The organism is Pseudomonas sp. (assembly GCF_048269965.1).
Classification (GTDB): Bacteria; Pseudomonadota; Gammaproteobacteria; order Pseudomonadales; family Pseudomonadaceae; genus Aquipseudomonas.
This window is the reverse complement of the sequence record NZ_JBLWTV010000003.1, coordinates 290,261-316,927: the sequence shown is the minus strand read 5'-3', so window position 1 is coordinate 316,927 and position 26,667 is coordinate 290,261. Positions and strand designations below refer to the sequence as shown.

The window sequence follows — 26,667 nt, the reverse complement described above, 5'->3', positions numbered from 1 at the left end:
TTTTCTCGGTGACTAAAACCTGTCTTTCCAGGCACGCAGGCTAGCGAATACGGCGCTTGGCTCGCTCGGCTGCCGGTCGTCGCGTCCTTTGGCCGCAGCGATGATCGAAGGCTCGCCAACACGCAGGAAAGGATTGGTGGCCAGTTCCAGTTCGATGTTCGATGGCAGGCTGATACGGCCCTCGTCGCGCCAGCGGGCCACTTCGGCCAGGCGCTCGTTCAAGCGTGCATTGTCCGGTTCGACGGCGTGGGCGAAGCGCAGATTGCTCAGGGTATATTCGTGGGTGCAGTACACCCGCGTGCTGGCGGGCAGTGCCGCCAGGCGGCTCAGGGATTGGTGCATCTGTTGCGGCGTACCTTCGAACAGGCGCCCGCAGCCGCCCGCGAACAGAGTGTCGCCACAGAACAGCAGGTTCTGTTCGGCGTGGTAGTAGGCGATATGGCCGAGGGTATGGCCCGGTATGGACATGACCTCGAAGCGCAGGCCGAGCACCTCGATCTCGTCGTTGTCGTTCAGGTCGATGTCACGAGCCGGGATTTTTTCCGCCGCCGGACCGGCGACACGGGCGCCGGTAGTCATCTTCAGTTGCTCGACGCCGCCGACGTGATCGAAATGATGATGAGTGATCAGGATGTCGCTGAGGGTCCAGTCAGGGTGAGCCTGAAGCCAGGCCATGACGGGTGCCGCATCACCGGGGTCGACCACGGCGCAGCGTCTGCTGCGGGCGTCCTGCAGCAGCCAGATATAGTTGTCAGTGAAGGCGGGCAGCGCGTCGATCTGGATCATTGCGGGTCGCTAAGCGGGTGATAAAGGTGCATCTTAGACACGACATGCAGAACCTGTCATGTGGAGGCAGCGATGACTGATCAGGCATTCGCCCAGGCCGACCCTGAGTGGCTCAAGCTCATTGGCGAGGCGCGCGACTGGCTTGCCGGGCCGCTCGGCCAGCTGCTGCTGGAAGAAGAGCGGCGCTTGCTGGAAGAAGAGCTGGCGCGTTTTTTCGGGGGTTATCTGGTGAGCTACGGCCCCGGCGCCGAAGGCCCGCCCAACGCGGGGCAGATCCAGCACAACGTGCGTCTTGGCGCGCCGATGCCGGGCGTGCAGATCGTCTGTGAGGAGCAAGCCTGGCCCTTGGGTGAGCACGCCGCTGATGTGGTGGTGCTGCAGCATGGCCTGGATTTCAGCCTGTCGCCTCACGGCCTGCTGCGTGAGGCGGCTCGCAGCGTCAGGCCTGGTGGGCATCTGTTGATCCTGGGTATTCACCCCTGGAGCGCCTGGGGCGTGCGCCGGCTGTTTGCCCAGGATGGTTTGGCCAAGGCGCGTTGCATCGCGCCGAGTCGTGTCGGTGACTGGCTGAGTTTGCTGGGCTTTGCGTTGGAGAAACGGCGGTTCGGGTGCTATCGTCCGCCGCTCGCTTCGCTGGCCTGGCAAATGCGCCTGCGGCGAATGGAAAGCTGGGGCGATGCCTGGCAGTTGCCGGGCGCCGGTTTCTACCTGCTGGTGGCGCGCAAGCTGGTGGTCGGCCTGCGCCCGTTGCGGCAACCGCGTCGCGAGCCGATGGGCCAGTTGCTGCCAATGCCGGTGGCCAAGGTCAGTCGGCGCGATCTCGACAACTGATCGCGGCGATTCGCTGCAGGCCAGGCTCCGGTCAAACAATTCTGTACAGAGCTTATGAATGTCTGAAACCCATGATGTGGTGATTTACACCGACGGTGCCTGCAAGGGCAATCCCGGCCCCGGCGGCTGGGGCGCGCTGCTGGTGTACAAGGGCGTGGAGAAGGAACTCTGGGGCGGCGACCCCAATACCACCAACAACCGCATGGAGCTGATGGCGGCGATTGCCGGCCTGATCGCGCTGACCCGGCCGTGCTCGGTCAAGCTGGTGACCGACTCGCAATACGTGATGAAAGGTATCCAGGAGTGGCTGCCGAACTGGAAGAAACGCGGCTGGAAGACCGCTTCGAAAGAACCGGTGAAAAACGCCGACCTCTGGCAGAAGCTGGATGAGGAAGTGAATCGCCACCAGGTAAGCTGGCAGTGGGTGCGTGGGCATACTGGCCACCCCGGCAACGAGCGTGCCGACCAGTTGGCCAATCGCGGTGTCGACGATGTGCGTGCGGCGCGCTGAGCGGTGACACGGCACCTGAGTTAAGATGCTGCGCTGAATGTGCGGCAACCCGAATAGATGAGAGAGGCAAGGCGTGACAACCGAGAACACCGTCAAGCGCTACGTAGTGCTGGATACCGAAACCACGGGTATGCCGGTCACTGACGGGCACCGTATCATCGAGATCGGTTGTGTCGAATTGCTGGGCCGCCGCCTGACCGGGCGTCATTTCCACGTCTACCTCAACCCCGATCGTGAAATCGACGAAGGCGCCATCGCGGTTCACGGCATTACCAACGAGTACGTCGCCGACAAGCCGCGCTTCAAGGAGGTCGCCGATGAATTCTACGAGTTCATCAAGGGCGCCCAGCTGATCATCCACAACGCGGCGTTCGACGTTGGCTTCATCAACAACGAGTTCGCCCTGCTGGGCCAGAGCGAGCGTGCCGACGTCAGCGATTACTGCTCGGTGCTCGATACCCTGATGATGGCGCGCGAGCGCCATCCGGGGCAGCGCAACAGCCTGGATGCGCTGTGCAAGCGTTACGGCGTCGACAACTCCAACCGCGAACTGCACGGCGCCTTGCTCGACTCGGAGATTCTCGCCGACGTCTACCTGGCGATGACCGGCGGCCAGACCAATCTGTCCCTGGCCGGTGAAGGTGCCGATGGCGATGGCAGCGGGCGCCAGCAGGCCACGCCGATCCGCCGTCTGGACGCCTCTCGTGCGCGCACTCGCGTCATTCGCGCCAGCGAGCAGGAGCTTGCGGAGCATCTGGTACGCCTGGCCGTGATCGAGAAATCCGCTGGCGGTCCGTCGCTGTGGGCGCAGCTGGAAAAAGCACCGGAATAACCGAACAGCGCAATTGCGACCTTTTCTTATAGCGTGATGCACAGGGGGTTCCGCCGATCAGGGGGAGCCTCTAACCTGAGGCGATGGGCAGGCCGAGCCTGCCAGCCTTCAGGACGTCACAATGTATAAAGACCTCAAGTTTCCCGTCCTAATCGTGCACCGCGACATCAAGGCCGACACCGTGGCCGGTGATCGTGTGCGCGCCATCGCTCAGGAACTCACCCAGGACGGTTTCAGCATTCTGCCCACGGCGAGCGCCGCCGAGGGGCGTATCGTCGCGTCCACCCACCATGGTCTGGCCTGCATCCTGGTGGCGGCAGAGGGCGCAGGGGAGAACAGTCGCCTGCTGCAGGACATGGTCGAGCTGATCCGCGTGGCGCGAGTGCGTGCGCCGCAGTTGCCGATCTTCGCCCTGGGCGAGCAGGTCACCATCGAAAACGCGCCGGCCGAGGCCATGGCCGATCTCAACCACCTGCGCGGCATCCTCTATCTCTACGAAGACACCGTGTCCTTCCTGGCGCGGCAGGTGGCGCGTGCGGCGCACAACTACCTCGACGGCCTGCTGCCGCCGTTCTTCAAGGCGCTGGTGCAGCACACCGCGCAGTCCAACTATTCCTGGCACACGCCGGGTCATGGCGGTGGCGTGGCCTATCGCAAGAGTCCGGTGGGCCAGGCCTTTCACCAGTTCTTCGGTGAGAACACGCTGCGTTCGGACCTGTCCGTATCGGTGCCGGAACTGGGCTCACTGCTCGATCACACCGGCCCGCTGGCCGAGGCCGAGGCACGCGCCGCGCGCAACTTCGGCGCCGACCATACCTTCTTCGTGATCAACGGCACCTCGACGGCGAACAAGATCGTCTGGCATTCGATGGTCGGTCGCGACGACCTGGTGCTGGTGGACCGCAACTGCCACAAGTCGATCCTGCACTCGATCATCATGACCGGTGCGATTCCGCTTTATCTGTGCCCGGAACGCAACGAGCTGGGGATCATCGGGCCGATTCCTTTGAGTGAGTTCAGCAAAGAGTCGATTCAGGCCAAGATCGACGCCAGCCCGCTGGCACGAGGCCGTGCGCCCAAGGTCAAGCTGGCGGTGGTGACCAACTCGACCTACGACGGGCTCTGCTACAACGCCGAAATGGTCAAGCAGGCGTTGGGTGATTCGGTCGAGGTGCTGCACTTCGACGAGGCCTGGTATGCCTACGCCGCCTTCCACGAGTTCTATGCGGGCCGCTACGGCATGGGCACCCGCTACGACGAGCGCTCGCCACTGGTGTTCAGCACCCATTCGACGCACAAGCTGCTGGCGGCCTTCAGCCAGGCCTCGATGATTCACGTGCAGGACGGTGGGCAGCGGCAGCTGGACCGCGATCGCTTCAACGAAGCCTTCATGATGCACATCTCCACATCGCCACAGTACGGCATCATCGCCTCGCTGGATGTGGCCTCGGCGATGATGGAGGGGCCGGCAGGGCGTTCGCTGATCCAGGAAACCTTCGACGAGGCGCTGAGTTTCCGCCGGGCACTGGCCAATGTACGGCGCAACCTGAGCGCCGAGGACTGGTGGTTCAGCATCTGGCAGCCGGCTGAGGCCGGTGGCGCCGACAGCCTGACGACTTCCGACTGGGTGTTGCAGCCGGACGCTGATTGGCATGGCTTCGGTGAAGTGGCCGATGACTATGTGCTGCTCGATCCGATCAAGGTCACGTTGGTGATGCCTGGCCTCAATGCGGCCGGCAAACTGGAGCAGCAGGGGATTCCCGCAGCGGTGGTCAGCAAGTTCCTCTGGGAGCGTGGCCTGGTGGTGGAGAAAACCGGCCTGTACTCCTTCCTGGTGCTGTTCTCCATGGGCATCACCAAGGGCAAGTGGAGCACGTTGCTGACCGAGCTGCTGGAGTTCAAGCGCAGCTACGATGCCAACCTGCCGCTGATCGACGTGCTGCCCTGCATCGCCCACGCGGGCGGTGGGCGCTACCAGGGCATGGGCTTGCGGGATCTGTGCGACGCGCTGCATGGGTGCTACCGCGAAAACGCCACGGCCAAGGCGCTGAAAAGCATGTACACGGCGCTGCCCGAGCTGGCGATCAAGCCTGCCGATGCCTATGACCGTCTGGTGCGCGGCGAGGTCGAGGCGGTGCCCATCGACCAGTTGCTGGGACGTATCGCTGCGGTGATGCTGGTGCCTTACCCGCCGGGCATTCCCTTGATCATGCCGGGCGAGCGCTTCACTGCCGCCACTCGTTCGATTCTCGACTACCTGGCCTTCGCGCGGACCTTCGACCAGGCCTTCCCCGGCTTCGATATCGATGTACACGGCTTGCAGACCGAGGCGGGGCACTATTGCGTGGACTGTCTCGTGGAGTGAATTGACGAGGTGACTGCCGAGGGCAAGACTCTCGGTAGATCAAGCTCTTATCCGTGATAGTCAAAGCGGTTGTTAACGTCCGAGGCGTGCCCTGCGTCACAGTGGCAAGCATCGACTTTTATGACGCGCTTGTTATAGTTGCTCGGTTATTAATCACAAAATTGTTACTGTGCTGCCGAGCCGCGGCTGAGGATGCCTGCCATGTCCGACTACAAAGCCTTCCGCGTCGAGCTGGCGGACAAGATCGCCCATGTGCAGATCAACCGTCCCGACAAAGTCAACGCAATGAATGCCGACTTCTGGCGCGAGATCATCGAGATCTTCCAGTGGGTCGATGACAACGATGCGGTTCGGGTCGTGGTGCTCTCCGGTGCCGGCAAACACTTTTCTTCGGGCATCGACCTGATGCTGCTGGCCTCGGTCGGTGCCCAGCTGGGCAAGGACGTTGGCCGCAATGCCTCTGCGCTGCGCCGCAAGATTCTCGAGCTGCAAGCTTCCTTCAACGCCGTCGACAACTGCCGCAAGCCAGTGCTGGCTGCCATTCAGGGCTACTGCATTGGCGGCGCCATCGACCTGATCAGCGCCTGCGACATGCGTTATTCCAGCGTCGATGCGCAGTTCTCGATCAAGGAAATCGACATGGGCATGGCCGCTGACGTCGGCACCCTGCAGCGCCTGCCGCGCATCATCGGCGACGGCATGATGCGCGAGCTGGCCTTCACCGGGCGCACCATCGACGGTAACGAGGCGGCGCGCATCGGCCTGGTCAATCGCACCTACGACAATCACGAGGCGCTGCTGGCCGGGGTGATGGAAATCGCCGCACAAATCGCCGCCAAGTCGCCGATTGCCGTGCGTGGAACCAAGGAAATGATTCGCTATATGCGCGATCACCGGGTCGATGATGGCCTTGAATACATCGCTACCTGGAATGCCGCCATGCTGCAGTCGGAAGACTTGCGCCTGGCCATGGCGGCGCACATGACCAAGCAGAAGCCGGAGTTCGCCGACTGATGCCGTATTCGCTGATGTTCGCTGCGAGGCCTAGAGCATGGTAAGTGGAGCCACATCCCTGAATCTGGTGCGCGACGAGCTGTTCGTCACCATGGAAGAGGCCGAGCAGAGCCTGGAGCATTTCATCGCCGAGCGGCACAACGGCAGCCTGTTGCAGCAGGCGGTGGAAAGCCTGCATCAGGTTCGCGGCACGCTCAACCTGATCGAGCTGGCCGGTGCCGAGTTGCTGGCTCAGGAAGTGCTGGATCAGGCCACTGATATTCCCGCCGGCGCTGGTGAGGAGCGCGATGCGCAGCTCTCGGCACTGAGCAATGCCCTGCATGTGCTGCGCCGTTATCTGGAAAACGTCGATGCCCATCGCCAGGAAATGCCCGAGCTGTTGCTGCCGGCGATCAACGACTTGCGTCAGGCCGGCGCGCAGCAGCCGCTGCCGGAAAGTTTCTTCTTCAGCGTCCGCCTCGATCATGCGCGGCCGCACACGGCTACCCAACCACTCGATGGCGCGGCGAAGCTGAGCGAAGGCAAGCGCCTGCGTCACATGTATCAGGTCGGGCTGCTGGGCTTCATCCGTGAGCAGAATCCGCAGGCCAGCCTCAAGCTGATGGTGCGCGCCATGGCGCGCCTGGACAGCCTGTTCGCCAACGAGCCGCGTGGGCGCATGTGCTGGATTGGTGCCGCCGCCATCGAGGCCCAGTGCGATGGCCAGTTGCTGCCGCGCAAGTCGCGCAAACAGTTGTTCTCGCGGGTCGATCGCGAGCTCAAGCTGATGCTCGGCAACCCGCAGTACGAAGCGCCGCGCAGCCTGCTCAAAGAGTTGCTGTATCTGGTCGCGCTCGCCGACAGCCATGGTCCGCACACCAGTGCCATGCGCGACGTATTCGGTCTCGCGCCGCTGCCGTTCACCGATCACCTGCTGGAAGAGGAATACCGGCGTCTGGCCGGGCCGGGCCAGGCGGTGATGCGTTCGTTGTCCACGGCGATTCGCGAAGAGCTGGCCAGCGTCAAGGACATGCTCGACCTGCTCGAACGCGGCACTTTGCAAGGCGAAACCTTGGGCACCCTGCATGCGTTACTGGGCAAGCTGGCCAAGACCCTGGGCATGGTCGGCCTGAACTCTGCCGGCAACTCGCTCGGCGCGCAGCTGCCGTTGGTTGCCGCCTGGAGCGAGGATACGCCGCCACAGGCCGAACAACTGCACAAGCTGGCCGATGCCGTGCTCTACGTCGAAGGCATGGTGGCCAGCCTGGAACGTGGCGAAGGTCGCGACATCAGGCCGGCTGCCGTCGAGCCGGGCAATGAGGCCGACTCTTTTGCCACGCATCAGCTCAATGAAGCCCGTATCGTCGTGGTCGACGAGGCCCAGGCCGGCCTGGCCCTGGCCAAGCGCGCGATCACTGCATATCTGGAGTCGGCTGGCGACAAGATGCATTTGTCCAACGTGCCGTTCAGCCTGCAAGCCGTGCGGGGCGGCTTGTGGTTCCTCGAGCAGCGCCGAGCCGCGATGCTGGTCGGTGCCTGTGCCGACTATATCCAGGCGCGTATGCTCGAGTCCGCGCAAATGCCGTCGGAGCAGATGCTGGAAACCCTGGCTGATGCCCTGAGCAGCCTCGAGTACTACCTGGAAGCGGGCGCGGTGATGCGTCCTGAAACCCGTCCCAGCGTGCTCGACCTGGCTGAAGAAAGCGTCAAGGCACTGGGCATGCCGGTGGCGGCCTGATGGTCTGGCGCAATACCTTCCTCGACCCTGCCCAGCCCGGTGGCTGGGCGCTGCTCTACAACCAGCAGCACTTTCTTGCCGACAGCAATGGCGTGCTGTTCCCGCGCGATTGGGTCAAGCGCCAGGACCTGCCGATTCTCGGCGAGCAGGGCATCGGTCATTTCGGCGAGGATGCCGTCTACCTGCTGCAGCTCAAGCCCACGGCGACGCTGGAGGGCTGCAGTTGGCAGAGCCTGCGTCAGTTCATGCTGCAGGGCGACGCAGAAACCTTCCGCATGCTGGCCTACGCCGCGCAGATCGGCACCTGGTACGCCGAACATCGTTATTGCGGCAGTTGCGGTGCGCCGACGCGCCAGCTTCCTGGTGAGCGGGCGATGCGTTGCGACAGCTGCGAATCGCAGCACTATCCGCGCATTTCGCCGAGCATGATCGTGCTGGTCACACGGGGCGACGAGATACTCCTGGCACGTTCACCGCGGTTCGTCACCGGCGTGTACAGTACCCTGGCCGGGTTCGTCGAGCCGGGCGAATCGGTGGAGCATTGCGTGGCGCGGGAAGTGCGTGAGGAAGTCGGCGTCGAGGTGCGCAACCTGCAGTACATCGGTAGCCAGGGCTGGCCGTTTCCGCATTCGCTGATGCTTGGCTTTCACGCCGAGTACGCCGGTGGCGAGATCGTCATGCAGGAAGACGAAATCGAGGATGCGCGCTGGTTCCGTGTCGATGACTTGCCGCCGTTGCCAGCGTCGCGATCCATCGCTCGCCATCTGATCGATCTTTACGTTGCGCGTCGTCTTGGCTTGCCTGAGCCGACGCTGCCAGCCTAGAGCCGCTCCAGCACGACCCCGCGTGGCCCGCCGGAATCAGCCAAACCAGTGCTGCCAGACCAGGCGTGCGGTCAATGCCAATACCACCGTAATGAACACCGGGCGGATGAATTTCGAACCGCCCTTGATCGCCGTGCGTGCACCGAGAAAGGCGCCGACCATCAACGCGGCGCCCATGGTCAGGCCGAGCACCCAGGCGACCTGACCGAAGGCGATGAACACGGCCAGCGCCGCCGCGTTGCTGACGAAGTTCATGGTGCGCGCCACACCGCTGGCGCGCACCAGATCGAGTGGGTACATGAGCAGGCTGCTGACCGTCCAGAACGCGCCGGTGCCAGGGCCGGCCACCCCATCGTAGAGTCCCAGGCCAAGCCCTTGAGGCCATTGCCGGCCGCGCGCGATCGGCAGGTCGTGTTCGGCCGGCGCTTCTGGCATGCGTCCGAACAGCAGGTAAATACCGCAGGCGAAGACGATCACCGGTAGCATCTGGTTGAGCCAGGCGGCCGGCATCCAGTGTGCGATGACGGCGCCGAGCAGGGCGCCGATCAGGGTCGCCAGCAAAGCGTTGCGCCATTGCTTGGGGTCGAACAGTTTGCGCCGGTAGAACGTCAAGGCCGCGGTGCCCGAGCCGAAGGTGGCGCACAGCTTGTTGGTGCCCAGCACCAGATGTGGCGGCAAACCTGCGGTAAGCAGGGCAGGGATGGTCAGCAGGCCGCCGCCGCCGGCAATGGCGTCGATGAAGCCGGCGATGAAAGCGACCAAGGCGAGAATGGCTAGCGTGCCGGGATCGATGGCGAGCTCGAGAGCGAATGGCATATAAAGTGTCGACTTGTGGGCGAGTGCGCAGCCTGCCGGCTGTTCGTCGTGGAGAGAGCTGCGCATAATGCCGGGATTTCGTCAGAGAAGGAACGCAATCGATGCAATACGACGGGTTGGCCTGGGCCGTGGCGCTGTTGGCCGTATTGGCGCTGCTGGTGGCATTGCGCATTCTGCTCAATACGGGCTGGTTCCTCGGCTGGTTGCGTGGCACCTGTGGTCTGGCATTTCTCGCCCTGGCCGGCCTGGTTGGTCTGGTGGCTTACGACCTGTATGCCTACGAGCCGCTGCAGCCGGGCAAGCCGCTGGTGACGCTGAGTTTCAAGGCCGATGGCCCGCAGCGTTATCAGGTGACGCTGCTCGAAGGGGGGCGCGAGCGTACGGTCACGCTCGAGGGCGACATGTGGCAACTCGACGGTCGCCTGATTCGCTGGAAAGGCCTGGCCGAGCTGATAGGCCTTGAACCGGGTTACCGCCTTGAGCGTCTGTCCGGGCGTTTTCTGGCCATCGAACAGCAGGCGTTGGCGCAACATGGGCGCGTGCAGTTGGCCGAAAGTCCCTACGGCGTGGACCTGTGGCGCTGGTTGCGCCTGAGCCAGCGTGATCTGCTGCTGTTCGACCCGCAGGCATTGCGCGTCACCTACCTGCCGATTGCCGCCGATGCCGTCTACAGCGTCAGCCTGACGCCGACCGGCCTGCTGGCCGAACCCATGAACCCCGCCGCCGAAGCCGCGCTGAAGGATTGGTAGCGGCCGCTTGCGGCCATCTGATGACCCTCTCCCATTCATGGGAGAGGGTGCCCGAAGGGCGGGAGAGGGGGCGAAGTTGGCGTTCGCGTCGGTGATGTAGGGTGGGCTTCAGCCCACATCAATAGTGATTGGTGGGCCGCCCGGCCCCCTACAATTGCGCTGCGTTCGGCCTATCCTGCTTACGACAAAGGCACCCTCGGGTGCCTTTGTCGTTCATGGCTTTTGGCTTCAGGAAAGGAAGCCGCCGTCCACGTTCAGTGCCACGCCGGTGGTATAGCTGGACGCTTCGCTGGCCAGGTACAGCACCGCGCCGGCCATCTCGCTCGGGTCGGCCACGCGCTTGAGCGGGATGCGCTGCAGGGCATGCTTGAGGATGGCGTCATTCTTGGTCAGTGCCGAGGCGAACTTGGTGTCGGTCAGGCCTGGCAGCAGAGCGTTGCAGCGAATGCCGAACTGCGCGCACTCCTTGGCGAACACCTTGGTCATGCTGATCACCGCGGCCTTGGTCACCGAGTAGATGCCCTGGAATTCCCCCGGGGAGACGCCGTTGATCGAGGCGACGTTGATGATCGAGCCACCACCGCCTGCTTTCATCAGTTTGCCGCCTTCGATGGACATGAAGTAGTAGCCGCGGATATTGACGTCGACGGTTTTCTGGAACGCGCCCAGGTCGGTATCCAGCACGTTGCAGAACTGCGGGTTGGTGGCGGCGTTGTTGACCAGGATGTCGAGACGGCCGAACTGTTCCTTGATCTGCGCGAAGACGTGAGTGATCTGCTCCATTTCGCCGATGTGGCAGGCGATGGCGGTGGCCTTGCCGCCTTGCGCGACGATGGCGTCTGCTACCGCCTGGCAGCCTTCGATCTTGCGGCTGGAGACGATCACGTGCGCGCCTTGCTGAGCCAGCAACTTGGCGATGGCCTCGCCGATGCCGCGGCTGGCGCCGGAAACGAAGGCGATCTTGCCGTCGAGGTCGAACAGTTGGGTCTTGGACATTGTGATTACCCCGGGGTTAGAGAGTGGATTTGCCGATGACCTGCAGGCACATCTGCTCCAGCAGCTTGTTCATCTGAATGAACTGGGCGAAGCGCTTGTCCTGAGTCTGGCCGTGGTAGAAGCGGTAGTAGATCTGCTGAACGATGCCGGCCAGGCGGAACAGGCCGTAGGTGTAGTAGAAATCGAAGCTCTTGATCTCGATACCGGCCTTTTCGGCGTAGTAGTCGACGAACTGCTGGCGCGGGAGCATGCCAGGCGCGTTGCTCGGCTGGCGACGCATCAGTTGCACCGGAGCCGGGTCACCGGCTTCGATCCAGTAGGCCAGGGTGTTGCCCAGGTCCATCAATGGATCGCCGATGGTGGTCATCTCCCAGTCCAGCACGCCGATGATCTGCATCGGGTTATTCGGGTCGAGGATCACGTTGTCGAAGCGGTAGTCGTTGTGCACGATGCCGGGCTTGTGGTGATCGGCCGGCATCTTGTCATTCAACCAGGCCTTTACCGGCTCCCAGGTCGGCGCGTCCGGGGTCAGGGCTTTCTCGTAGCGCTCGCTCCAGCCCTTGATCTGACGCCCGACATAGCCCTCGGGTTTGCCCAGGTCACCCAGGCCGCAGGCGCTGTAGTCGACGTTATGCAACTCGACCAGCTTGTCGATGAAGCTCTTGCACAGCGCGCTGGTCTGCTCGGCGCTGAAACTCAGTTCGGCGGGCATGTCCGAGCGCAGGATGATGCCCTTGACCCGCTCCATCACATAGAACTCGGCGCCGATCACCGACTCGTCGGTGCAGTGCACGTAAGCCTTGGGGCAGTAGGGGAAGCCGGCGTTGAGCTGGTTGAGAATGCGGTACTCACGACCCATGTCGTGGGCCGACTTGGCCTTGTGGCCGAACGGCGGGCGGCGCAGGACGAATTCCTGCTGTGGGTACTCGATCAGGTAGGTCAGGTTCGAAGCGCCGCCGGGGAACTGGCTGATCCTGGCGACGCCGCTCAGGCCCTGAATATTGGCTTTCAGATAAGCGTCGATGACGGCGGCGTCGAGTTCTTCGCCGGTGCGGATGCGAGTGGATTGGTCAGTGAGCGCCATGCTTATCCCTTCTACTTATGATGGGTGCCCTAGATAATTGGCTAATCTAATGCTGCACCCAGGCTGTCACAAGCAATACGCGCCGTTATAGGCGGGCGTGTTGCACCTCGATCAAACTGCCTGATCAGTCACCTTCGAGCTGCGCTGCCCACCAGTGCGCCGGTATGAAAAATTTTCAGGAGAAATTTTCAACGTCGCGTAGCGACGGCCCGAAGGCTTGCTGCCAGGGATGGCAGGCAATAAAAAACCGGAGTGCCAGGACTCCGGTTTTCGTGGTTTGCGCTCAGCTCGCCGATCAGACCGGGAACAGTTCGCCCAGCTTCATCGCCAGCATCATGTCGCCTTCGGCGCGCAGCTTGCCGGCCATGAACGCCTGCATGCCGTCAGTTTCACCGCTGACGATGCCCTTGAGGGTTTCGCTGTCCATGATCAGGGTCACGTTGGCGTTCGGGTTATCGCCTTGCTCGAGGGCGCAGGTGCCGTCCTTGACGATCAGCGCGTAGTTCTCGCCATCTTCGATGTTGAACTGGAATACCAGATCCAGGCCTGCAGCGGCGCTGGCGTTGAACTTGGACTGCATGGTTTGGGCGATGTCAGCAACACTCATGGTCTTATCCTTTTTCGGTTTTTTCGCGCAGCCTCACGGCCGCAGTGGGCTGGAGCTCATCGGTAGGTGATGAGCTCCGGCGCCTTCAGCAGCTGTAAATGCACATGGCTGTTGAAGGAAGCCAGACTCACCTCGCTGCCGCGGAATTTCAGCTGGCTGAGCGAGGTATTGACGATTTGCCAATTCAGTTCGAAGGCCTTTGCAGGCGGTACGCCGGTAATCAGGCGGAGCAGGGCGGTGATGGTGCCGCCGGAGGTGAACACGGCGATATTCTGTTTGCTGTCTGCCTGCTCGAGGATGCGCCGCAGGCCACCTTCGACCTGTTCGACATAGGCCTGCCAGCTTTGCAGGCCGGGCTTGTCATGCTCGCCGGAAATCCAGCGCTGGATCAGTGTGGCAAACAGGCGCTGAAACTCGGCACGATTCTGCGCTCCGTTGCGCAGGATATGCAGGGCTTCGGGTTCTTCCGGCAGCAGATCCGGCAGCAGCGTGCGAACCACCGCATCGGCATCGAACTCGTTGAAGGCTTCGTCGATATCCAGCACCGGCGCATTGCTCATCTGTTGCAGGGCGGCGTTGGCCGTGTGTTGCTGACGGCGCAGGCTACCACTGACGCAACGATCGAGGCTGATGCCGAGTTGCTCGAGGTGTTCACCCAGCACTTCGGCCTGGCGCACGCCGACGGGAGACAGGACATCGTAGTCGTCTGCACCGAATGAGGCCTGGCCATGTCGAATCAGATAGATGCTGCCCACGTCCGTATTGGTCCCGGCACGTTGAATGTTTCGCGAGGGTATGAGGAAGCTCGGGGGCTGTCAACGAAAAAACATACGCTTGTTTGAATTGCTTGTATGTCCATTGTGCGGTGCTGCCACGCTTGGCCGGCGAGTCGCTGCGCCGGTATGCTTGAGCCTTTGCGCGCTCAGGCGCCGCTGCATTGTCCAAGGGGGATCCGTGGAGTTTCTTAGCGAGTACGCCAGCTTTCTGGCGAAAACCCTGACCCTGGTGGTCGCCATCGTCGTGGTGCTGGTAGCGATCGCTGCCACGCGCGGTAAAGGGCGACGCGGCAGTGGTCAGTTGCAGGTGCACAAGCTCAATGATTTCTACAAGGATCTGCGTGAGCGCCTGGAGCACAGCGTGCTGTCCAAGGATCAGCTCAAGGCCACGCGCAAGGCGCAAGCCAAGGCGGCCAAGCAGGAAAAGAAAGCGCCGCCCAGCAAGCCGCGGGTGTTCGTGCTGGATTTCGATGGCGATATCAAGGCCTCAGCCACCGACAACCTGCGCCATGAAGTGACGGCGCTGTTGTCCATGGCCAAGGCCGAAGACGAAGTGGTGCTGCGCCTGGAAAGCGGCGGCGGCATGGTGCACAGCTATGGCCTGGCGTCGTCGCAACTGGTGCGCATTCGCGACGCTGGCATCCCGCTGACCGTGTGCGTGGACAAGGTGGCGGCCAGCGGCGGTTACATGATGGCCTGCATCGGCCAGAAGATTCTCAGCGCGCCGTTCGCCATCCTCGGTTCCATCGGGGTGGTGGCACAGCTGCCTAACGTGCATCGTCTGTTGAAGAAGCATGAAATCGATTTCGAAGTGCTGACGGCTGGTGAATACAAGCGCACGCTGACCGTATTCGGCGAGAACACCGAAAAGGGCCGGGAGAAATTCCAGGAAGACCTGGAAACCACCCACGAACTGTTCAAGGGCTTCGTTGCCCGTTATCGGCCGCAACTGGACATCGACGCCATCGCCACCGGTGAAGTCTGGCTGGGCATGGCCGCGCAGGAGCGCCTGCTGGTTGACGAGCTCATGACCAGCGATCAATACCTGGCCGAGCGCGCCGTCGAGGCCGAACTGTTCCACCTGCATTTCGCTCACAAGAAGAGTCTGCAGGAGCGCGTCGGGCTGGCTGCCAGCATGGCACTGGATCGTTTCGTCCTGACCTGGTTGAGCAGACTCAATCAGCAGCGCTTCTGGTAACGCTTCGTTCATGATGGGCTGCACGAGCGACTTGCGCCGCGCAGCCGCGAACCACGACAAGAGGAGAGGATGATGACCGAGTTCAAGGCCTTGCTGGTCAGCGAGGGCGCCGATGGCGGTTTCCAGCGTGAAGTGGTCCAGCGCAACGTCGAGCAGTTGCCACAGGGTGAACTGCTGATCCGCGTGCGCTATTCCTCGCTCAACTACAAGGATGCCCTGTCCGCCAGCGGCAACCGTGGCGTGACCAAGGCCTACCCGCACACGCCCGGCATCGACGCGGCGGGTGTGGTCGAAGCCTCCAGCGTTGCCGAGTTCGCTGTCGGCGACGAGGTGATCGTCACTGGCTACGACCTGGGCATGAACACTGCCGGTGGCTTTGGCCAGTACATCCGCGTGCCTGCCGCCTGGGCGCTCAAGCGCCCACAAGGCTTGCCGCTGCGCGAGGCGATGATTCTCGGTACCGCCGGCCTCACCGCCGCGCTGTGCGTGGACAAACTGGAGCAGGCTGGCGTCACCCCGGAGTCAGGCACTGTATTGGTCACCGGCGCCACTGGCGGCGTTGGCAGCATCGCCGTGGCGCTGCTCAAGCAGCTGGGCTATCGCGTCGCTGCCGCGACCGGCAAGGCCGAGCAGGGCGATTTCCTGCGTGGTCTGGGGGCTGACGAGATCGTCAGTCGCGAAGAGCTGCAGCAAGGGAGTGAGCGTCCGATGCTCAAGGAACGCTGGGCGGGAGCGGTGGACACAGTGGGTGGCGACATCCTGTTCAATGTGGTCAAGTCGCTGCGCCACAGCGGCAGCGTAGCCTGCTGTGGGCTGACCGCTGGTGTCGGTTTCCAGGCCAGCGTCCTGCCGTTCATCCTGCGCGGGGTCAACCTGCTGGGCGTGGATTCGGTGGAGCTGCCACTGGTGGTCAAGGCTTCCATGTGGGACAAGCTGTCGCTGCAGTGGAAGCTCGATCTTTCGCCGCTGTGCGAGGAAATAGGCCTGGCCCAGTTGCCGACGGCCATCGAGCGGATACTCTCCGGCGGCATGGTTGGCCGTATCCTGGTGCGACTCGACTGAGTGGGTCAGAGGCCCGTCGATGACGGGCCTCTGCATTTTCAGGTCGATGACAGCGCTGGGGGCGGTCGTGACGCCTAGTCGAAGCGATAGATATCCATCCCCAGCGCGCCGTATGTGAAACCACTGTGCTCGACCTTGAAGGTGTCGCCAGCACCTCGGGCGAAGAACAGCGGTAGCAGGTGTTCTTCGCTGGGATGATTGCGAGCGGCATGCGGCGCCAGCCGGCGGTAATGGTGCAGCGCTTGCTCATCGCCGGCTTCGAGCTTTTCCACCACCCAATCGCGAAACGCCTTGGCCCAGGGCGTGATGACGTCCGGGCCGGCGCGCCAGTTCAGCTCGCCCAGGTTGTGGGTGATGCTGCCGGAGCCAATCAGCAGAATGCCTTGTGTACGCAGGCTGGCCAGAGCACGGCCCACGCGGGTCTGCAGCTCTGGGCCGAGATGGCTGGGTAGCGAGAGCTGCAGAACGGGGATGTCGGCTTGCGGATACATCAGCGACAGCGGTACCCAGGCGCCATGGTCGAAGGGACGCTGCGCATCGAGCTGCGCAGACAGACCGACGTCGTTCAGTCGCTGGGTGATCTGCTCGGCCAGCTCCGGTGCGCCGGGGGCCGGATACTGCAGGGCATAGAGTTCGGCCGGAAAGCCGCCGAAGTCGTGCCAGGTCTGTGGATGTTCGCCCGCCGTCAGCTGCAGGCGCTGGCTTTCCCAATGCGCCGACACTACCACTATGGCTTTGGGCCTGGGTATATCGGCGGCCAGCTTGGCCAGCGCCGGGCCGCTGGCACCGGGCTCCAGGGCTAGCATGGGGGAACCGTGGGAAATGAACAGGGACGGCAGCATGGCGATCAGCTCCTGAAGTAGGATGTCGCCATCTTCATTGCTGGACCTATCGACTTCCAGCACAAATAGTTGAGCATTCCTATCGAGTTTATGGAGGTTTTATCCATGCATGAGCTGTTCTGGCAGGAACGTTGGGCGCGCAGCCAAATCGGCTTTCATCAGGAGAAGGTCAACGGCTATCTGCGTCGCCACTGGCCTGCGCTTGGCCTCTCCACCGATGCGGCGGTGCTGGTGCCGCTGTGCGGCAAGAGCCTCGACCTGGCCTGGCTCGCGGAGCAGGGGCATGCCGTGATTGGTGTGGAGCTGGCAGAGCGCGCGGTGCAGGATTTCTTCGCTGAGCGTGATGTGCAGCCACAGGTGTCGCAGCACGGTGCGTTCAAGGTCTATCAGGCGGGCAGGCTGCAGATTCTGTGTGGCGACTTTTTCGCCCTGAGCCGTGAGCACGTTGCCGAGTGCCAGGCGTTCTATGACCGCGCTGCGCTGATCGCCTTGCCGCCGGCAATGCGCCAGCGCTATGTCGCTCACCTGCAGGCCATTTTGCCGCCAGCCTGCCAGGGCTTGCTGGTGACCCTGGTGTACGACCAGCAGCGCATGGATGGCCCGCCGTTCTCGGTCGAGGACGCCGAAGTCGTTCAGCACTTCAGCGCAGGCTGGGTGCCGCGTGAGGTGGAGCGCAAGGACGTGCTCAGTGGCAACCCGCGCTTCATCGAGAATCAGCTCGAGGCGGTGGAGGAGGTGGTGTTTCACCTGGCACGCCGCTGATACGCCAGGCCCATGCAAAAGGCGACCCTAAGGTCGCCTTTTTTTGTCCGTGAAAGATGGATCAGCCGCGGCGGCGCAGCGCCTCGATGCGATCTTCCAGCGGCGGGTGGCTCATCAGCAGGCCGGCCAGGCCATTCTTCAGGCCGCCATTGATACCGAAGGCGGTCAGGCTGTCCGGCATCTGCACCGGTACGCCCTGTTCGGCACGCAGGCGTTGCAGTGCGGCGATCATCGCGCCGGTACCGGCCAGGCGAGCACCGGCTTCGTCGGCCTTGTACTCGCGCTTGCGCGAGAACCACATGACGATGATGCTGGCGAGGATGCCCAGTACCAGCTCGGCGAAGATGGTCGCGACGAAGTAGCCGATGCCGTGGCCGTCTTCGTTCTTCAGGATCGCTTTGTCAACGAAGTTGCCGAAGATGCGTGCGAAGAACATCACGAAGGTGTTCACCACGCCCTGGATGAGCGCCAGGGTGACCATGTCGCCATTGGCGACGTGGCCGATCTCGTGGGCCAGCACCGCACGTACTTCATCCGGTGAGAAACGTTCGAGCAGGCCCTGGCTGACGGCGACCAGTGCGTCGTTCTTGTTCCAGCCCGTGGCGAAGGCGTTGGACTCGTAGGCGGGGAAGATGCCGACTTCAGGCATCTTGATCCCGGCTTCGCGCGACAGCTCCTCGACGGTCTGCAACAGCCACTGTTCGTGACGGGTGCGCGGCTGGGTGATGATCTGCGTGCCGGTGCTCATCTTCGCCATCCACTTGGAGATGAACAGCGACACCAGCGAGCCGGCAAAACCGAACACTGCGCAGAAAATCAGCAGGCTGCCGTGGTTCTGGCCGGTGAAGCGGTCGACCCCCAGCAGTTTGAGGGTGATGCTGGCGATAACCAGCACCGCCAGGTTGGTGGCCAGGAACAACATAATGCGCATCATGGTGTGAACGGACTCCTCACGGGGAAAGACGTACGAGTAATGCCGGCTATATAAGGGCGCCCCCCTGGGGCTTTCAACCAGCGACTATTTCAAACTATGTCTCTTGACCCTGTAGCGTGCTCTCGAACAGCAGGCGAGTGAGGCGGGCGGTACGCTCGCCGTGCTGCTGGGCCAGGGCTTCGCGCAGCTGGAATGCCAGTGTGGCGTGCACGCGGCGCACGCTCGGTGGCAACACTTCACCTTCGCGCAAGGCATGGGGAATGGCCCGTGACAGGCGCAGAAAACCCTTCTCGCTGAGCACCGCCTGATCCAGCGCATCGTACGCGATGGTCGACTCGAAACGCAGATAGCCTTCCTCGGCCAGCCACAGCAGCGCGCCGAGGCAGGCCTGGTGACGCTTGCTGGGCAGGCCGAACTCGTCCGGCTCCTCGCGCCCTATCAGGTCTTCCACGTACAGCGCCATCTTGCGCGGGAAGGCTTGATAGAGCATGAGCAGGCCGCTGGCGGCGTCCTTGTAGAAATCGTCGATCTGCAGGTCCATGTCGGCTTACTGGCTGTAACCTTTGAGGAAGTTGCCGATACGACCGATGGCCTGCTCCAGGTCGTCGACGCGGGGCAGGGTGACCACGCGGAAGTGATCCGGCCACGGCCAGTTGAAGGCGGTGCCCTGGACGATCAGCAGTTTTTCCGACAGCAGCAGGTCGAGGACGAACTTCTCATCGTTATGGATCGGGCAGACTTTCGGGTCGATCCTGGGGAAGGCGTAGAGCGCGCCCATGGGCTTGACGCAACTGACGCCAGGAATGTCGTTGAGCAGTTCCCAGGCACGGTTGCGCTGCTCCAGCAGGCGGCCGTTGGGCAGTACCAGGTCGTTGATGCTCTGGTAGCCGCCGAGCGCGGTCTGGATCGCGTGCTGGCTCGGCACGTTGGCGCATAGGCGCATGTTGGCCAGGATATCCAGGCCTTCGATATAGCTTTGCGCCCTGTGCTTGGGCCCGGAGATGGCTACCCAGCCGGAGCGGAAGCCCGCCACGCGGTAGCTCTTGGACAGGCCGTTGAAGGTCAGGCAGAGCACATCCGGTGCCAGCGACGCGGTGCTGATGTGCACGGCCTCGTCATAGAGGATCTTGTCGTAGATCTCGTCGGAGAAGATCACCAGGTTGTGCTGGCGCGCCAGCTCGACGATGTCCTGCAGGACTTCCTTGGAGTACACCGCGCCGGTCGGGTTGTTCGGGTTGATCAGCACCAGCGCCTTGGTATTGGGCGTGATCTTGGCGCGCATGTCGGCGATGTCGGGGAACCAGCCGGCCTGCTCGTCGCACAGGTAGTGCACCGGCTTGCCGCCGGACAGGGCCACGGCGGCGGTCCACAGCGGATAGTCGGGCGCCGGAATCAGCACCTCGTCACCGTTGTTGAGCAGCGCCTGCATGGCCATGACGATCAGCTCGGACACGCCGTTGCCGAGGTAGATGTCCTCGATGGTGACGCCTTCGACCTGCTTCTGCTGGTAGTACTGCATCACCGCCTTGCGCGCGCTGAACAGACCCTTGGAGTCGCTGTAGCCCTGCGCGGTTGGCAGGTTGCGGATGACATCCTGCAGAATCTCTTCCGGCGCCTCGAAACCGAACGGCGCCGGGTTGCCAATGTTCAGCTTGAGGATGCGATGGCCTTCCTCTTCCAGGCGCTTGGCGTGCTTGAGCACCGGCCCGCGGATGTCGTAGCAGACGTTGGCGAGCTTGTTCGATTTGCTGACCTGCATGTAAGGAATCCCGAGCTATGGAGAACCCACTGAAGTACGCTGCAAAATTCTCCCGGCGGAGGAATCTTGGCAGCCTGTAACGTGGGTGACAGACTGGGGTCGAATCATACGTGGCGACCTGATCGCGGCAAAGGTACCCGTCCTGCTTTTTTCTGGCCTGCCACGCGGCGCACAGTGGCGCTGCAGTCGTAGAAACCTCACCCTCGAAGCTGCCAGATGCTGGTGCTGCCTGTACCGCCGTGTATTGCCCAATTACCGAGGAGGAACTCCGTTCGTGGATAAAGTCGACAAACCCCTGGATAGCTGGCGTGAAGAACTGACTGACGAGCAATTTCATGTCTGCCGTCTGGGCGGCACGGAGCGGCCGTTCACCGGCGCTTATCACGACAGCAAGACGCCCGGCATCTACCACTGCGCCTGCTGCGGCGAGGCGCTGTTCGACTCGGATGCCAAATATGACTCTGGGAGCGGTTGGCCAAGCTACTTTCAGCCGATCAACGATGAGGTGATCGCCAGCCTCGAGGATTACAGCCACGGCATGCATCGGATCGAGGTCAAATGCGCCAAATGCGACGCGCACCTCGGGCATGTATTTCCCGATGGGCCCCGTCCGACCGGGTTGCGCTACTGCATCAACTCACTATCGTTGAAGCTGGTGCCGCACGATTGAGGCCGGTACGCCAGGCACATTGCGTGTCTGGCGCAGGAGATTCAAGCCTGCTGGCTGGTGGGCTGACGGTCTTCTTCCAGGGCATCGCAGGCCTGTTTGATCATCTCTTCGGTAATAGGCACTTCGCGGCCCTGACCATCAATGATAAAACCGCCCACCGGCTCCTGTTGTTGCTTGGCTGGGGTGGGGTACTGGGCTGGGTTGTCTGGCAAGCTCATGGCCTATCTCCTCATCAGTGATGCGCGCCACTCTAGAGCTTCCAGATGAAGGCGCGGTGACAGCTGCGACGTCGGAACTATGTCACAAAACACATTGCGAAAGTCGTATTGCAGGCTGCGTGCCAGTCTGTGTGGAACGAGGAATTCATGTCGCGTTTTCATATCGGTCTGATCATCAATCCACTGGCCGGGCTGGGTGGCCCAGCAGCGTTCAAGGGCAGCGACGGCATGGCCGAGCAGGCGCTGGCTCTGGGTGTCGAGCCAAAGGCGGCGCAACGCACGCGCACCGCGCTCGAACAGCTGTTGACCCTGCGCGAGCGCATCGAGTTCGTCAGCTATCCGGGCGCAATGGGTGGCGATCTTCTGGCGCAGATGGGCTTCGAGCATCGCCTGCTGGGGCAGGTCGGTGCGCAGCCGACCACTGCCGAAGACACCCGTCACGCAGTGCAGCAGCTACAGGACGCCGGTGTAGCGCTGATTCTCTTCGCGGGCGGTGATGGCACCGCCCGCGATGTGTGCGCAGCCGCCAGGGACGGGCAGCCGGTGCTGGGCATTCCAGCTGGGGTGAAGATCCAGTCCGGCGTCTACGCCATCAGCCCGCGTGCGGCGGGTGAGCTGACTGCGCGGCTGGTCGAAGGCGGTCTGGTACGACTGGCCAGCGGCGAGGTGCGTGACATCGACGAGAACGCCCTGCGCGAGGGCCGGGTGACGGCGCGCTGGTACGGCGAGTTGTGCGTGCCGCAGGAGGGCGGCTACGTGCAGGCGGTGAAGCAGGGCGGTATGGAGTCCGAGGAACTGGTGCTGGCTGATCTGGCCGCCTGGCTCGAGAGCGAGTGGGAGCAGGGTGCGCGTTACGTGTTCGGTCCTGGCTCGACCCTGCACGGTCTGGCGCAGAACCTGGGGCTGGAAACCACCTTGCTCGGCGTCGATGTGATCGAGGATGGCCGGGTCATCGCCCGCGACGTCAATGAAACCGAGCTGTTCGCCCTGGTCGAAGGGCACCCGACTTACCTGCTGGTGACCGCCATTGGCGGTCAGGGCCATATCATCGGTCGCGGCAACCAGCAGATCAGCCCGCGCGTGCTGCGCGCCGTGGGGTTGGAGCGTCTGCGCGTGGTGGCGACCAAACGCAAGCTGGCGACGCTGGAAGGTCGGCCGCTGCTGGTCGACAGTGGCGACGTGAATCTGGACGACAGCTTCCCTGATGCGGTACGGGTCTGGGCCGGTTATAAGGAAGAACTGCTGTACCCCCTGAGTCGATAGGAGATCGATATGCGCACAATGATCGCGCTGCTGCTCGGGTCGCTGGCTTTTACCGTGCAGGCCATCGAGGCCGACAGGCTGGTGCTCGATGCTCGCCAGCAGGTCGGCGTGACCCTGAGCTATGACCCGGCCTATCGCCGCTTGAGCTATCCGGGCGGCGACGTGCCCATGGCCACAGGGGTCTGCACCGACGTGGTGATCCGCGCACTGCGTCAGCAGGGGCTGGATCTGCAGGAAGCGGTGCATCGCGACATGCGCGGCAACTTCTCCGTCTACCCGAAGAATTGGGGGCTGAATCGCCCGGACAGCAATATCGATCACCGCCGCGTGCCCAACCTGATGACCTGGTTCAAGCGTCAGGGCTGGTCGCTGCCCGTCAAGCAGGATGCCGCGGCATACCAGGCCGGCGATATCGTCACCTGGGACCTGGGCCGTGGTCTCACTCATGTCGGCATCATCAGTGATCGTCAGGCGCCAACGGCTACGCCGCTGGTGCTGCACAACATCGGTCGCGGCACGCAGGAGGAGGACATCCTGTTCGCCTACCGCATCACCGGCCATTACCGTCCGCTGGCGCAACAGGCGAGCGCTGGCCAATGACGCAGCAGTCGCTGCCGCCCGGTCTTGCTGCAGGCGAGCGTGTCGTCCTGTTCGATGGCGTCTGCAAGCTGTGCAATGGCTGGGCGAGATTCCTCATTCGGCATGACAGCCAAGGCCAGTTTCGCCTGGCGTCGGTGCAGTCGGTGCAAGGCCAGGCGTTGCTGGCCTGGTATGGGCTGCCGACCGACCGCTTCGACAGCATGGCGCTGATCGATGAGGCGGGGTTGCATCTACGCTCCACGGCGCTGTTGCGCATTCTTGCGCGGTTGCCCCAGCCCTGGCGGGTGCTTGCCTGGCTGCGCCTGATTCCGCGTTCGCTGCGCGACTGGTGCTATGACCGCATTGCACTGAATCGCTACCGCCTGTTCGGGCGCTACCAGGTCTGTCTGCTGCCCGCTGCCGATCACGCTGAGCGCTTTCTGCATGACTGACCGGCGCCTGGCGCAGATCACCTGGCTCGCTCGATTGGCTCTGGCACTGGTGTTCATCTGGCATGGCCTGGCGCCGAAGATTCTCTGGCTCAGCCCTGACGAAGTGGCGATGATCGCAGTCCATGGTCTGCCAGATCATCCGCTGTTCGCGCCGCAGCTGATCGCGGCTGTCGGCGGTATTGCCGAGATACTTCTGGGCGTCCTGCTGCTGACGGTGCGGCGCCAGCGCTGGCCCCTGCTGGTCGCAGGTGGGGTATTGCTGGTGCTGCTGCTTGATGTTGCGCTGCTGAGCCCCCATCTGTTGACTCAGGCGTTCAATCCGCTTTCGACCAACCTGGCTGCACTGGCCTTGTGCGCCGTGTCCTGGCTGGCCGAAGCGCCCTCGGCTGCTGACTCCTGAGACCCGTCATGACATCGATGCTTTCTTCTCGCCAGCGTGGCGCCATACGCCTGGCCTGGCGCTTCATTGCGCCTTATCGCGGCCGAGTACTGGGCGCGCTGCTGGCGCTGATGTTCACGGCGGCGATCACCCTGTCCATGGGCCAGGGCATCAAGCTGCTGGTGGATCAGGGCCTGGCCACGCAGTCGCCAGCCGCGCTGCGTCAGTCCCTGCTGCTGTTCTTCGTGCTGGTGCTGGCGCTGGCCTTCGGCACCTACACGCGCTTCTATCTGGTGTCATGGATTGGCGAGCGGGTGGTCGCGGATATCCGCCGGCGGGTGTTCGATCACCTGATCGAACTGCATCCCGGCTTCTACGAGAGCAATCGCAGTTCGGAAATCCAGTCGCGGCTGACCGCCGATACCACCTTGCTGCAGTCGGTGATCGGCTCGTCACTGTCGATGGCGCTGCGCAACCTGATCATGCTGATCGGTGGCAGCGTGCTGCTGGTGGTCACCAATCCCAAGCTCAGTGGCATCGTTTTGCTGGCTCTGCCGCTGGTGGTGGCGCCGATCCTGCTGTTCGGCCGCCGTGTGCGCGCACTGTCGCGGCAGAGTCAGGACCGCGTGGCCGATGTCGGCAGCTATGTCGGCGAGGTGCTGGGACAGATCAAGACGGTGCAGGCCTACAACCATCAGGACGAGGACAAGCGCCGCTTTGGCGAGTCCGCCGAGGCCGCCTTCGATGTGGCGCGCAAGCGCATCGCCCAGCGTTCCTGGCTGATCACCGTGGTCATCGTGCTGGTGCTCGGCGCCGTGGGGGTGATGCTCTGGGTCGGCGGCATGGACGTGATCGCCGGGCGCATCTCCGGCGGTGAGCTGGCAGCCTTCGTGTTCTACAGCCTGATCGTCGGCTCGTCCTTCGGCACCCTGAGCGAGGTGATCGGTGAATTGCAGCGCGCCGCAGGGGCTGCCGAGCGCATCGGCGAGCTGCTGCGTGCCAGCAACGCCATCGTGGCGCCGGAGCAGCCACGGCATCTGCCACAGCCGGTACAGGGGCGCATCGAGCTACAAAACGTACGTTTCGCCTATCCGTCGCGTTCGGACAGCTACGCCATCGATGGCGTCGACCTGCAGGTGGCGGCGGGTGAGACGCTGGCGCTGGTCGGGCCGTCCGGTGCTGGCAAGTCGACGCTGTTCGACCTGCTGCTGCGTTTCTTCGATCCGCAGGGCGGGCGCATCCTCATCGACGGCGTGCCGATCAATCAGCTCGACCCACGCGAGCTGCGCGCCAGTTTTGCACTGGTTTCGCAGAATCCGGCGCTGTTCTTCGGTTCGGTCGAAGACAACATTCGCTATGGTCGCCTGGATGCCAGCCAGGCCGAGGTGGAGGCGGCCGCACGGGCAGCGCATGCGCATGAGTTCATTCAGCGCCTGCCGCAGGGTTACCAGACTCATCTGGGGGAGGCCGGGCTCGGGCTTTCCGGGGGCCAGCGTCAGCGCCTGGCGATTGCCCGTGCCTTGCTCGCCGATGCGCCGATCCTGCTGCTCGACGAGGCCACCAGTGCGCTGGATGCCGAGAGCGAGCACCTGATCCAGCAGGCGCTGCCGTCACTGATGGCCGGGCGTACCACCTTGGTGATCGCTCATCGCCTGGCCACGGTGAAGCAGGCCGATCGCATCGCGGTGATCGAGCATGGCCGTTTGGCTGCGATCGGCAGCCATGCCGAGCTGATCGAGAGTAGCCCGCTCTATGCGCGGCTGGCCGAGCTGCAGTTCGGCAGCTAGCTCTTGGGTCTGATGGTGGCGGCGGCACCAGCCGAGGCGACGATAATGGCGCCGACGGCCAGCCACTGGCCCCAGAGCAGCTTCTCGCCGAGAAAGGCCAGGCCGCACAAGGCGGCGACTGCCGGCTCCAGGCTCATCAAGACGCTGAAGGTGCGCGCTGGCAAACGCGTCAGGGCGACCATCTCCAGGCTGTAGGGCAGGGCCGAGGACAGCACCGCGACGCCGAGTGCTATGGGCAGTAGGTCCACGCTCAGCAGGTCAGTGCCTGCATGCCAGATGCCGATGGGCAAGACCAGCAAAGCGGCGACCCAGGTGCCCAGGGCGACGGTATGGCGGCCATGCCGGGCGCCGGCTTTCTGCCCGAAGATGATGTACAGCGACCAGCAAACGCCCGCACCGAGGGCCAGGGCTGCGCCGAGTGGGTCGATGGCGCTTTGCGTGGCGCCGGTGGGCAGTAGCATCCACAGGCCGGCGATGGCCAGGATCACCCAGACGAAATCCAGCAGACGGCGCGAAGAGAACAGCGCCAGGGCCAGTGGGCCAGTGAACTCCAGCGCCACGGCGATGCCCAGCGGAATGCTCTGCAGCGACATGTAGAACATCAGGTTCATACCGCCCAGCGCCAGTCCGTAGGCGAGCAGGGCGTGGCACTTGCGCAGATCCAGTTTGGCTCGCCAGGGCTGCATGACCAGCGACAGAATGATCGCGCCGAGCACCAGGCGCAGGGCTGTGGTGCCTTCGGCGCCGACCAGCGGGAACAGGTTCTTGGCCAGCGACGCGCCGCTCTGGATCGAGACCATGGCCACCACGAGCAGGGCGATGGGGACAAGAAGGGCGGAGCGTGGCATGGACAG

29 protein-coding genes are annotated in these 26,667 nt (G+C 63.3%); 17 read left to right on the top strand and 12 right to left on the bottom strand.

Annotation, left to right across the window (positions count from 1 at the left end; genetic code table 11):
• Positions 1-12: 12 nt before the first annotated feature.
• A complete protein-coding gene (gene gloB, locus ACN0X6_RS05710; RefSeq protein WP_417702676.1) occupies positions 13-786 on the bottom strand; it encodes a hydroxyacylglutathione hydrolase in 774 nt (257 codons plus the stop codon).
• A gap of 72 nt (positions 787-858) precedes the next feature.
• On the opposite strand from gloB, the gene ACN0X6_RS05705 reads away from it, so the two are divergent.
• The 7 genes from ACN0X6_RS05705 (at position 859) to nudC (ending at position 8,880) form a co-directional block, all read left to right on the top strand.
• Positions 859-1,617 carry a class I SAM-dependent methyltransferase gene (locus tag ACN0X6_RS05705; RefSeq protein ID WP_417702675.1) on the top strand — a complete coding sequence of 253 codons (759 nt, stop codon included), beginning with the start codon at positions 859-861 and terminating at the stop codon, positions 1,615-1,617.
• 58 nt (positions 1,618-1,675) lie between these two features.
• A complete protein-coding gene (gene rnhA / locus ACN0X6_RS05700) occupies positions 1,676-2,128 on the top strand; it encodes a ribonuclease HI (RefSeq protein WP_021488942.1) in 453 nt (150 codons plus the stop codon).
• Between the two features lie 73 nt (positions 2,129-2,201).
• The gene (gene dnaQ, locus ACN0X6_RS05695) at positions 2,202-2,960 is read left to right on the top strand and encodes a DNA polymerase III subunit epsilon (protein WP_417702674.1); all 759 of its coding nucleotides are present in this window, start codon (positions 2,202-2,204) and stop codon (positions 2,958-2,960) included.
• 121 nt (positions 2,961-3,081) lie between these two features.
• Positions 3,082-5,325 carry an Orn/Lys/Arg decarboxylase N-terminal domain-containing protein gene (locus ACN0X6_RS05690; protein WP_417702673.1) on the top strand — a complete coding sequence of 748 codons (2,244 nt, stop codon included), beginning with the start codon at positions 3,082-3,084 and terminating at the stop codon, positions 5,323-5,325.
• A gap of 201 nt (positions 5,326-5,526) precedes the next feature.
• The gene (locus ACN0X6_RS05685; protein WP_417702672.1) at positions 5,527-6,339 is read left to right on the top strand and encodes a crotonase/enoyl-CoA hydratase family protein; all 813 of its coding nucleotides are present in this window, start codon (positions 5,527-5,529) and stop codon (positions 6,337-6,339) included.
• Between the two features lie 37 nt (positions 6,340-6,376).
• A complete protein-coding gene (locus tag ACN0X6_RS05680; RefSeq protein ID WP_417702671.1) occupies positions 6,377-8,056 on the top strand; it encodes a ferrous iron transporter B in 1,680 nt (559 codons plus the stop codon).
• Entirely contained in the window at positions 8,056-8,880 is an 825-nt protein-coding gene (nudC, locus tag ACN0X6_RS05675; RefSeq protein WP_417702670.1) for an NAD(+) diphosphatase, read from the top strand. Before ACN0X6_RS05680 ends, nudC begins: the two co-directional genes overlap by 1 nt.
• Before the next feature lie 36 nt (positions 8,881-8,916).
• On the opposite strand, the gene ACN0X6_RS05670 is transcribed toward nudC, so the two are convergent.
• Positions 8,917-9,696: a TSUP family transporter gene (locus ACN0X6_RS05670; protein ID WP_417702669.1), complete on the bottom strand. Its 780-nt coding sequence runs from the start codon at positions 9,694-9,696 to the stop codon at positions 8,917-8,919.
• Between the two features lie 101 nt (positions 9,697-9,797).
• Between ACN0X6_RS05670 and ACN0X6_RS05665 the strand changes: the two genes are divergently transcribed.
• Positions 9,798-10,445, top strand: coding sequence for a hypothetical protein (locus ACN0X6_RS05665; protein ID WP_055985706.1), 648 nt, complete (start codon positions 9,798-9,800; stop codon positions 10,443-10,445).
• Positions 10,446-10,673: 228 nt separating this feature from the next.
• Here the strand turns inward: ACN0X6_RS05665 and ACN0X6_RS05660 are convergent, their stop codons facing one another.
• From ACN0X6_RS05660 to ACN0X6_RS05645, 4 genes are all read right to left on the bottom strand, one after another.
• On the bottom strand, positions 10,674-11,441 hold the full coding sequence (locus ACN0X6_RS05660) for an SDR family oxidoreductase (protein WP_417702668.1): 768 nt from the start codon (positions 11,439-11,441) through the stop codon (positions 10,674-10,676).
• A 16-nt stretch (positions 11,442-11,457) separates the two neighbouring features.
• Entirely contained in the window at positions 11,458-12,525 is a 1,068-nt protein-coding gene (locus ACN0X6_RS05655; RefSeq protein WP_417702667.1) for a phosphotransferase family protein, read from the bottom strand.
• A gap of 295 nt (positions 12,526-12,820) precedes the next feature.
• Entirely contained in the window at positions 12,821-13,132 is a 312-nt protein-coding gene (locus ACN0X6_RS05650) for an SCP2 sterol-binding domain-containing protein (protein ID WP_003459932.1), read from the bottom strand.
• Between the two features lie 56 nt (positions 13,133-13,188).
• Entirely contained in the window at positions 13,189-13,887 is a 699-nt protein-coding gene (locus tag ACN0X6_RS05645; protein WP_417702666.1) for a histidine phosphatase family protein, read from the bottom strand.
• A 199-nt stretch (positions 13,888-14,086) separates the two neighbouring features.
• Between ACN0X6_RS05645 and sohB the strand changes: the two genes are divergently transcribed.
• Both sohB and ACN0X6_RS05635 read left to right on the top strand, forming a co-directional pair.
• Entirely contained in the window at positions 14,087-15,106 is a 1,020-nt protein-coding gene (gene sohB / locus ACN0X6_RS05640) for a protease SohB (protein ID WP_417702665.1), read from the top strand.
• Between the two features lie 72 nt (positions 15,107-15,178).
• Entirely contained in the window at positions 15,179-16,168 is a 990-nt protein-coding gene (locus ACN0X6_RS05635) for a YhdH/YhfP family quinone oxidoreductase (RefSeq protein ID WP_417702664.1), read from the top strand.
• 74 nt (positions 16,169-16,242) lie between these two features.
• On the opposite strand, the gene ACN0X6_RS05630 is transcribed toward ACN0X6_RS05635, so the two are convergent.
• Complete coding sequence (locus ACN0X6_RS05630; protein WP_417702663.1) at positions 16,243-17,010, bottom strand: DODA-type extradiol aromatic ring-opening family dioxygenase; 768 nt, start codon at positions 17,008-17,010, stop codon at positions 16,243-16,245.
• A gap of 105 nt (positions 17,011-17,115) precedes the next feature.
• Between ACN0X6_RS05630 and ACN0X6_RS05625 the strand changes: the two genes are divergently transcribed.
• Positions 17,116-17,772: a thiopurine S-methyltransferase gene (locus ACN0X6_RS05625; protein WP_417702662.1), complete on the top strand. Its 657-nt coding sequence runs from the start codon at positions 17,116-17,118 to the stop codon at positions 17,770-17,772.
• Positions 17,773-17,833: 61 nt separating this feature from the next.
• Here ACN0X6_RS05625 and htpX read toward each other — a convergent pair whose 3' ends face one another.
• The 3 genes from htpX to ACN0X6_RS05610 form a co-directional block, all read right to left on the bottom strand.
• A complete protein-coding gene (gene htpX / locus ACN0X6_RS05620; RefSeq protein WP_017676754.1) occupies positions 17,834-18,706 on the bottom strand; it encodes a protease HtpX in 873 nt (290 codons plus the stop codon).
• 94 nt (positions 18,707-18,800) lie between these two features.
• Positions 18,801-19,247 (bottom strand): hypothetical protein, encoded by a 447-nt coding sequence (locus ACN0X6_RS05615; protein WP_003459949.1) that lies wholly within the window; start codon positions 19,245-19,247, stop codon positions 18,801-18,803.
• Positions 19,248-19,253: 6 nt separating this feature from the next.
• The gene (locus ACN0X6_RS05610; RefSeq protein WP_003459950.1) at positions 19,254-20,465 is read right to left on the bottom strand and encodes a pyridoxal phosphate-dependent aminotransferase; all 1,212 of its coding nucleotides are present in this window, start codon (positions 20,463-20,465) and stop codon (positions 19,254-19,256) included.
• Between the two features lie 274 nt (positions 20,466-20,739).
• On the opposite strand from ACN0X6_RS05610, the gene msrB reads away from it, so the two are divergent.
• Complete coding sequence (gene msrB, locus ACN0X6_RS05605; protein ID WP_417702661.1) at positions 20,740-21,135, top strand: peptide-methionine (R)-S-oxide reductase MsrB; 396 nt, start codon at positions 20,740-20,742, stop codon at positions 21,133-21,135.
• Positions 21,136-21,176: 41 nt separating this feature from the next.
• On the opposite strand, the gene ACN0X6_RS05600 is transcribed toward msrB, so the two are convergent.
• Entirely contained in the window at positions 21,177-21,353 is a 177-nt protein-coding gene (locus ACN0X6_RS05600; protein WP_417702660.1) for a PA1571 family protein, read from the bottom strand.
• A gap of 147 nt (positions 21,354-21,500) precedes the next feature.
• Between ACN0X6_RS05600 and ACN0X6_RS05595 the strand changes: the two genes are divergently transcribed.
• The 5 genes from ACN0X6_RS05595 to ACN0X6_RS05575 are packed head-to-tail and all read left to right on the top strand — an operon-like array spanning position 21,501 to position 25,813.
• Positions 21,501-22,616 carry an ATP-NAD kinase family protein gene (locus tag ACN0X6_RS05595; protein WP_417702659.1) on the top strand — a complete coding sequence of 372 codons (1,116 nt, stop codon included), beginning with the start codon at positions 21,501-21,503 and terminating at the stop codon, positions 22,614-22,616.
• Between the two features lie 9 nt (positions 22,617-22,625).
• On the top strand, positions 22,626-23,216 hold the full coding sequence (locus ACN0X6_RS05590) for a DUF1287 domain-containing protein (protein ID WP_417702658.1): 591 nt from the start codon (positions 22,626-22,628) through the stop codon (positions 23,214-23,216).
• Positions 23,213-23,647, top strand: coding sequence for a thiol-disulfide oxidoreductase DCC family protein (locus tag ACN0X6_RS05585; RefSeq protein WP_417702657.1), 435 nt, complete (start codon positions 23,213-23,215; stop codon positions 23,645-23,647). Before ACN0X6_RS05590 ends, ACN0X6_RS05585 begins: the two co-directional genes overlap by 4 nt.
• Positions 23,640-24,047 (top strand): DoxX-like family protein, encoded by a 408-nt coding sequence (locus tag ACN0X6_RS05580; protein WP_417702656.1) that lies wholly within the window; start codon positions 23,640-23,642, stop codon positions 24,045-24,047. The genes ACN0X6_RS05585 and ACN0X6_RS05580 overlap by 8 nt, the downstream gene beginning before the upstream one ends.
• An 8-nt stretch (positions 24,048-24,055) precedes the next feature.
• Entirely contained in the window at positions 24,056-25,813 is a 1,758-nt protein-coding gene (locus ACN0X6_RS05575; RefSeq protein WP_417702655.1) for an ABC transporter transmembrane domain-containing protein, read from the top strand.
• On the opposite strand, the gene rhtA is transcribed toward ACN0X6_RS05575, so the two are convergent.
• Positions 25,810-26,661, bottom strand: a complete 852-nt coding sequence (rhtA, locus tag ACN0X6_RS05570) for a threonine/homoserine exporter RhtA (protein WP_417702654.1) — start codon at positions 26,659-26,661, stop codon at positions 25,810-25,812. The genes ACN0X6_RS05575 and rhtA overlap by 4 nt on opposite strands.
• Positions 26,662-26,667 lie beyond the last annotated feature (6 nt).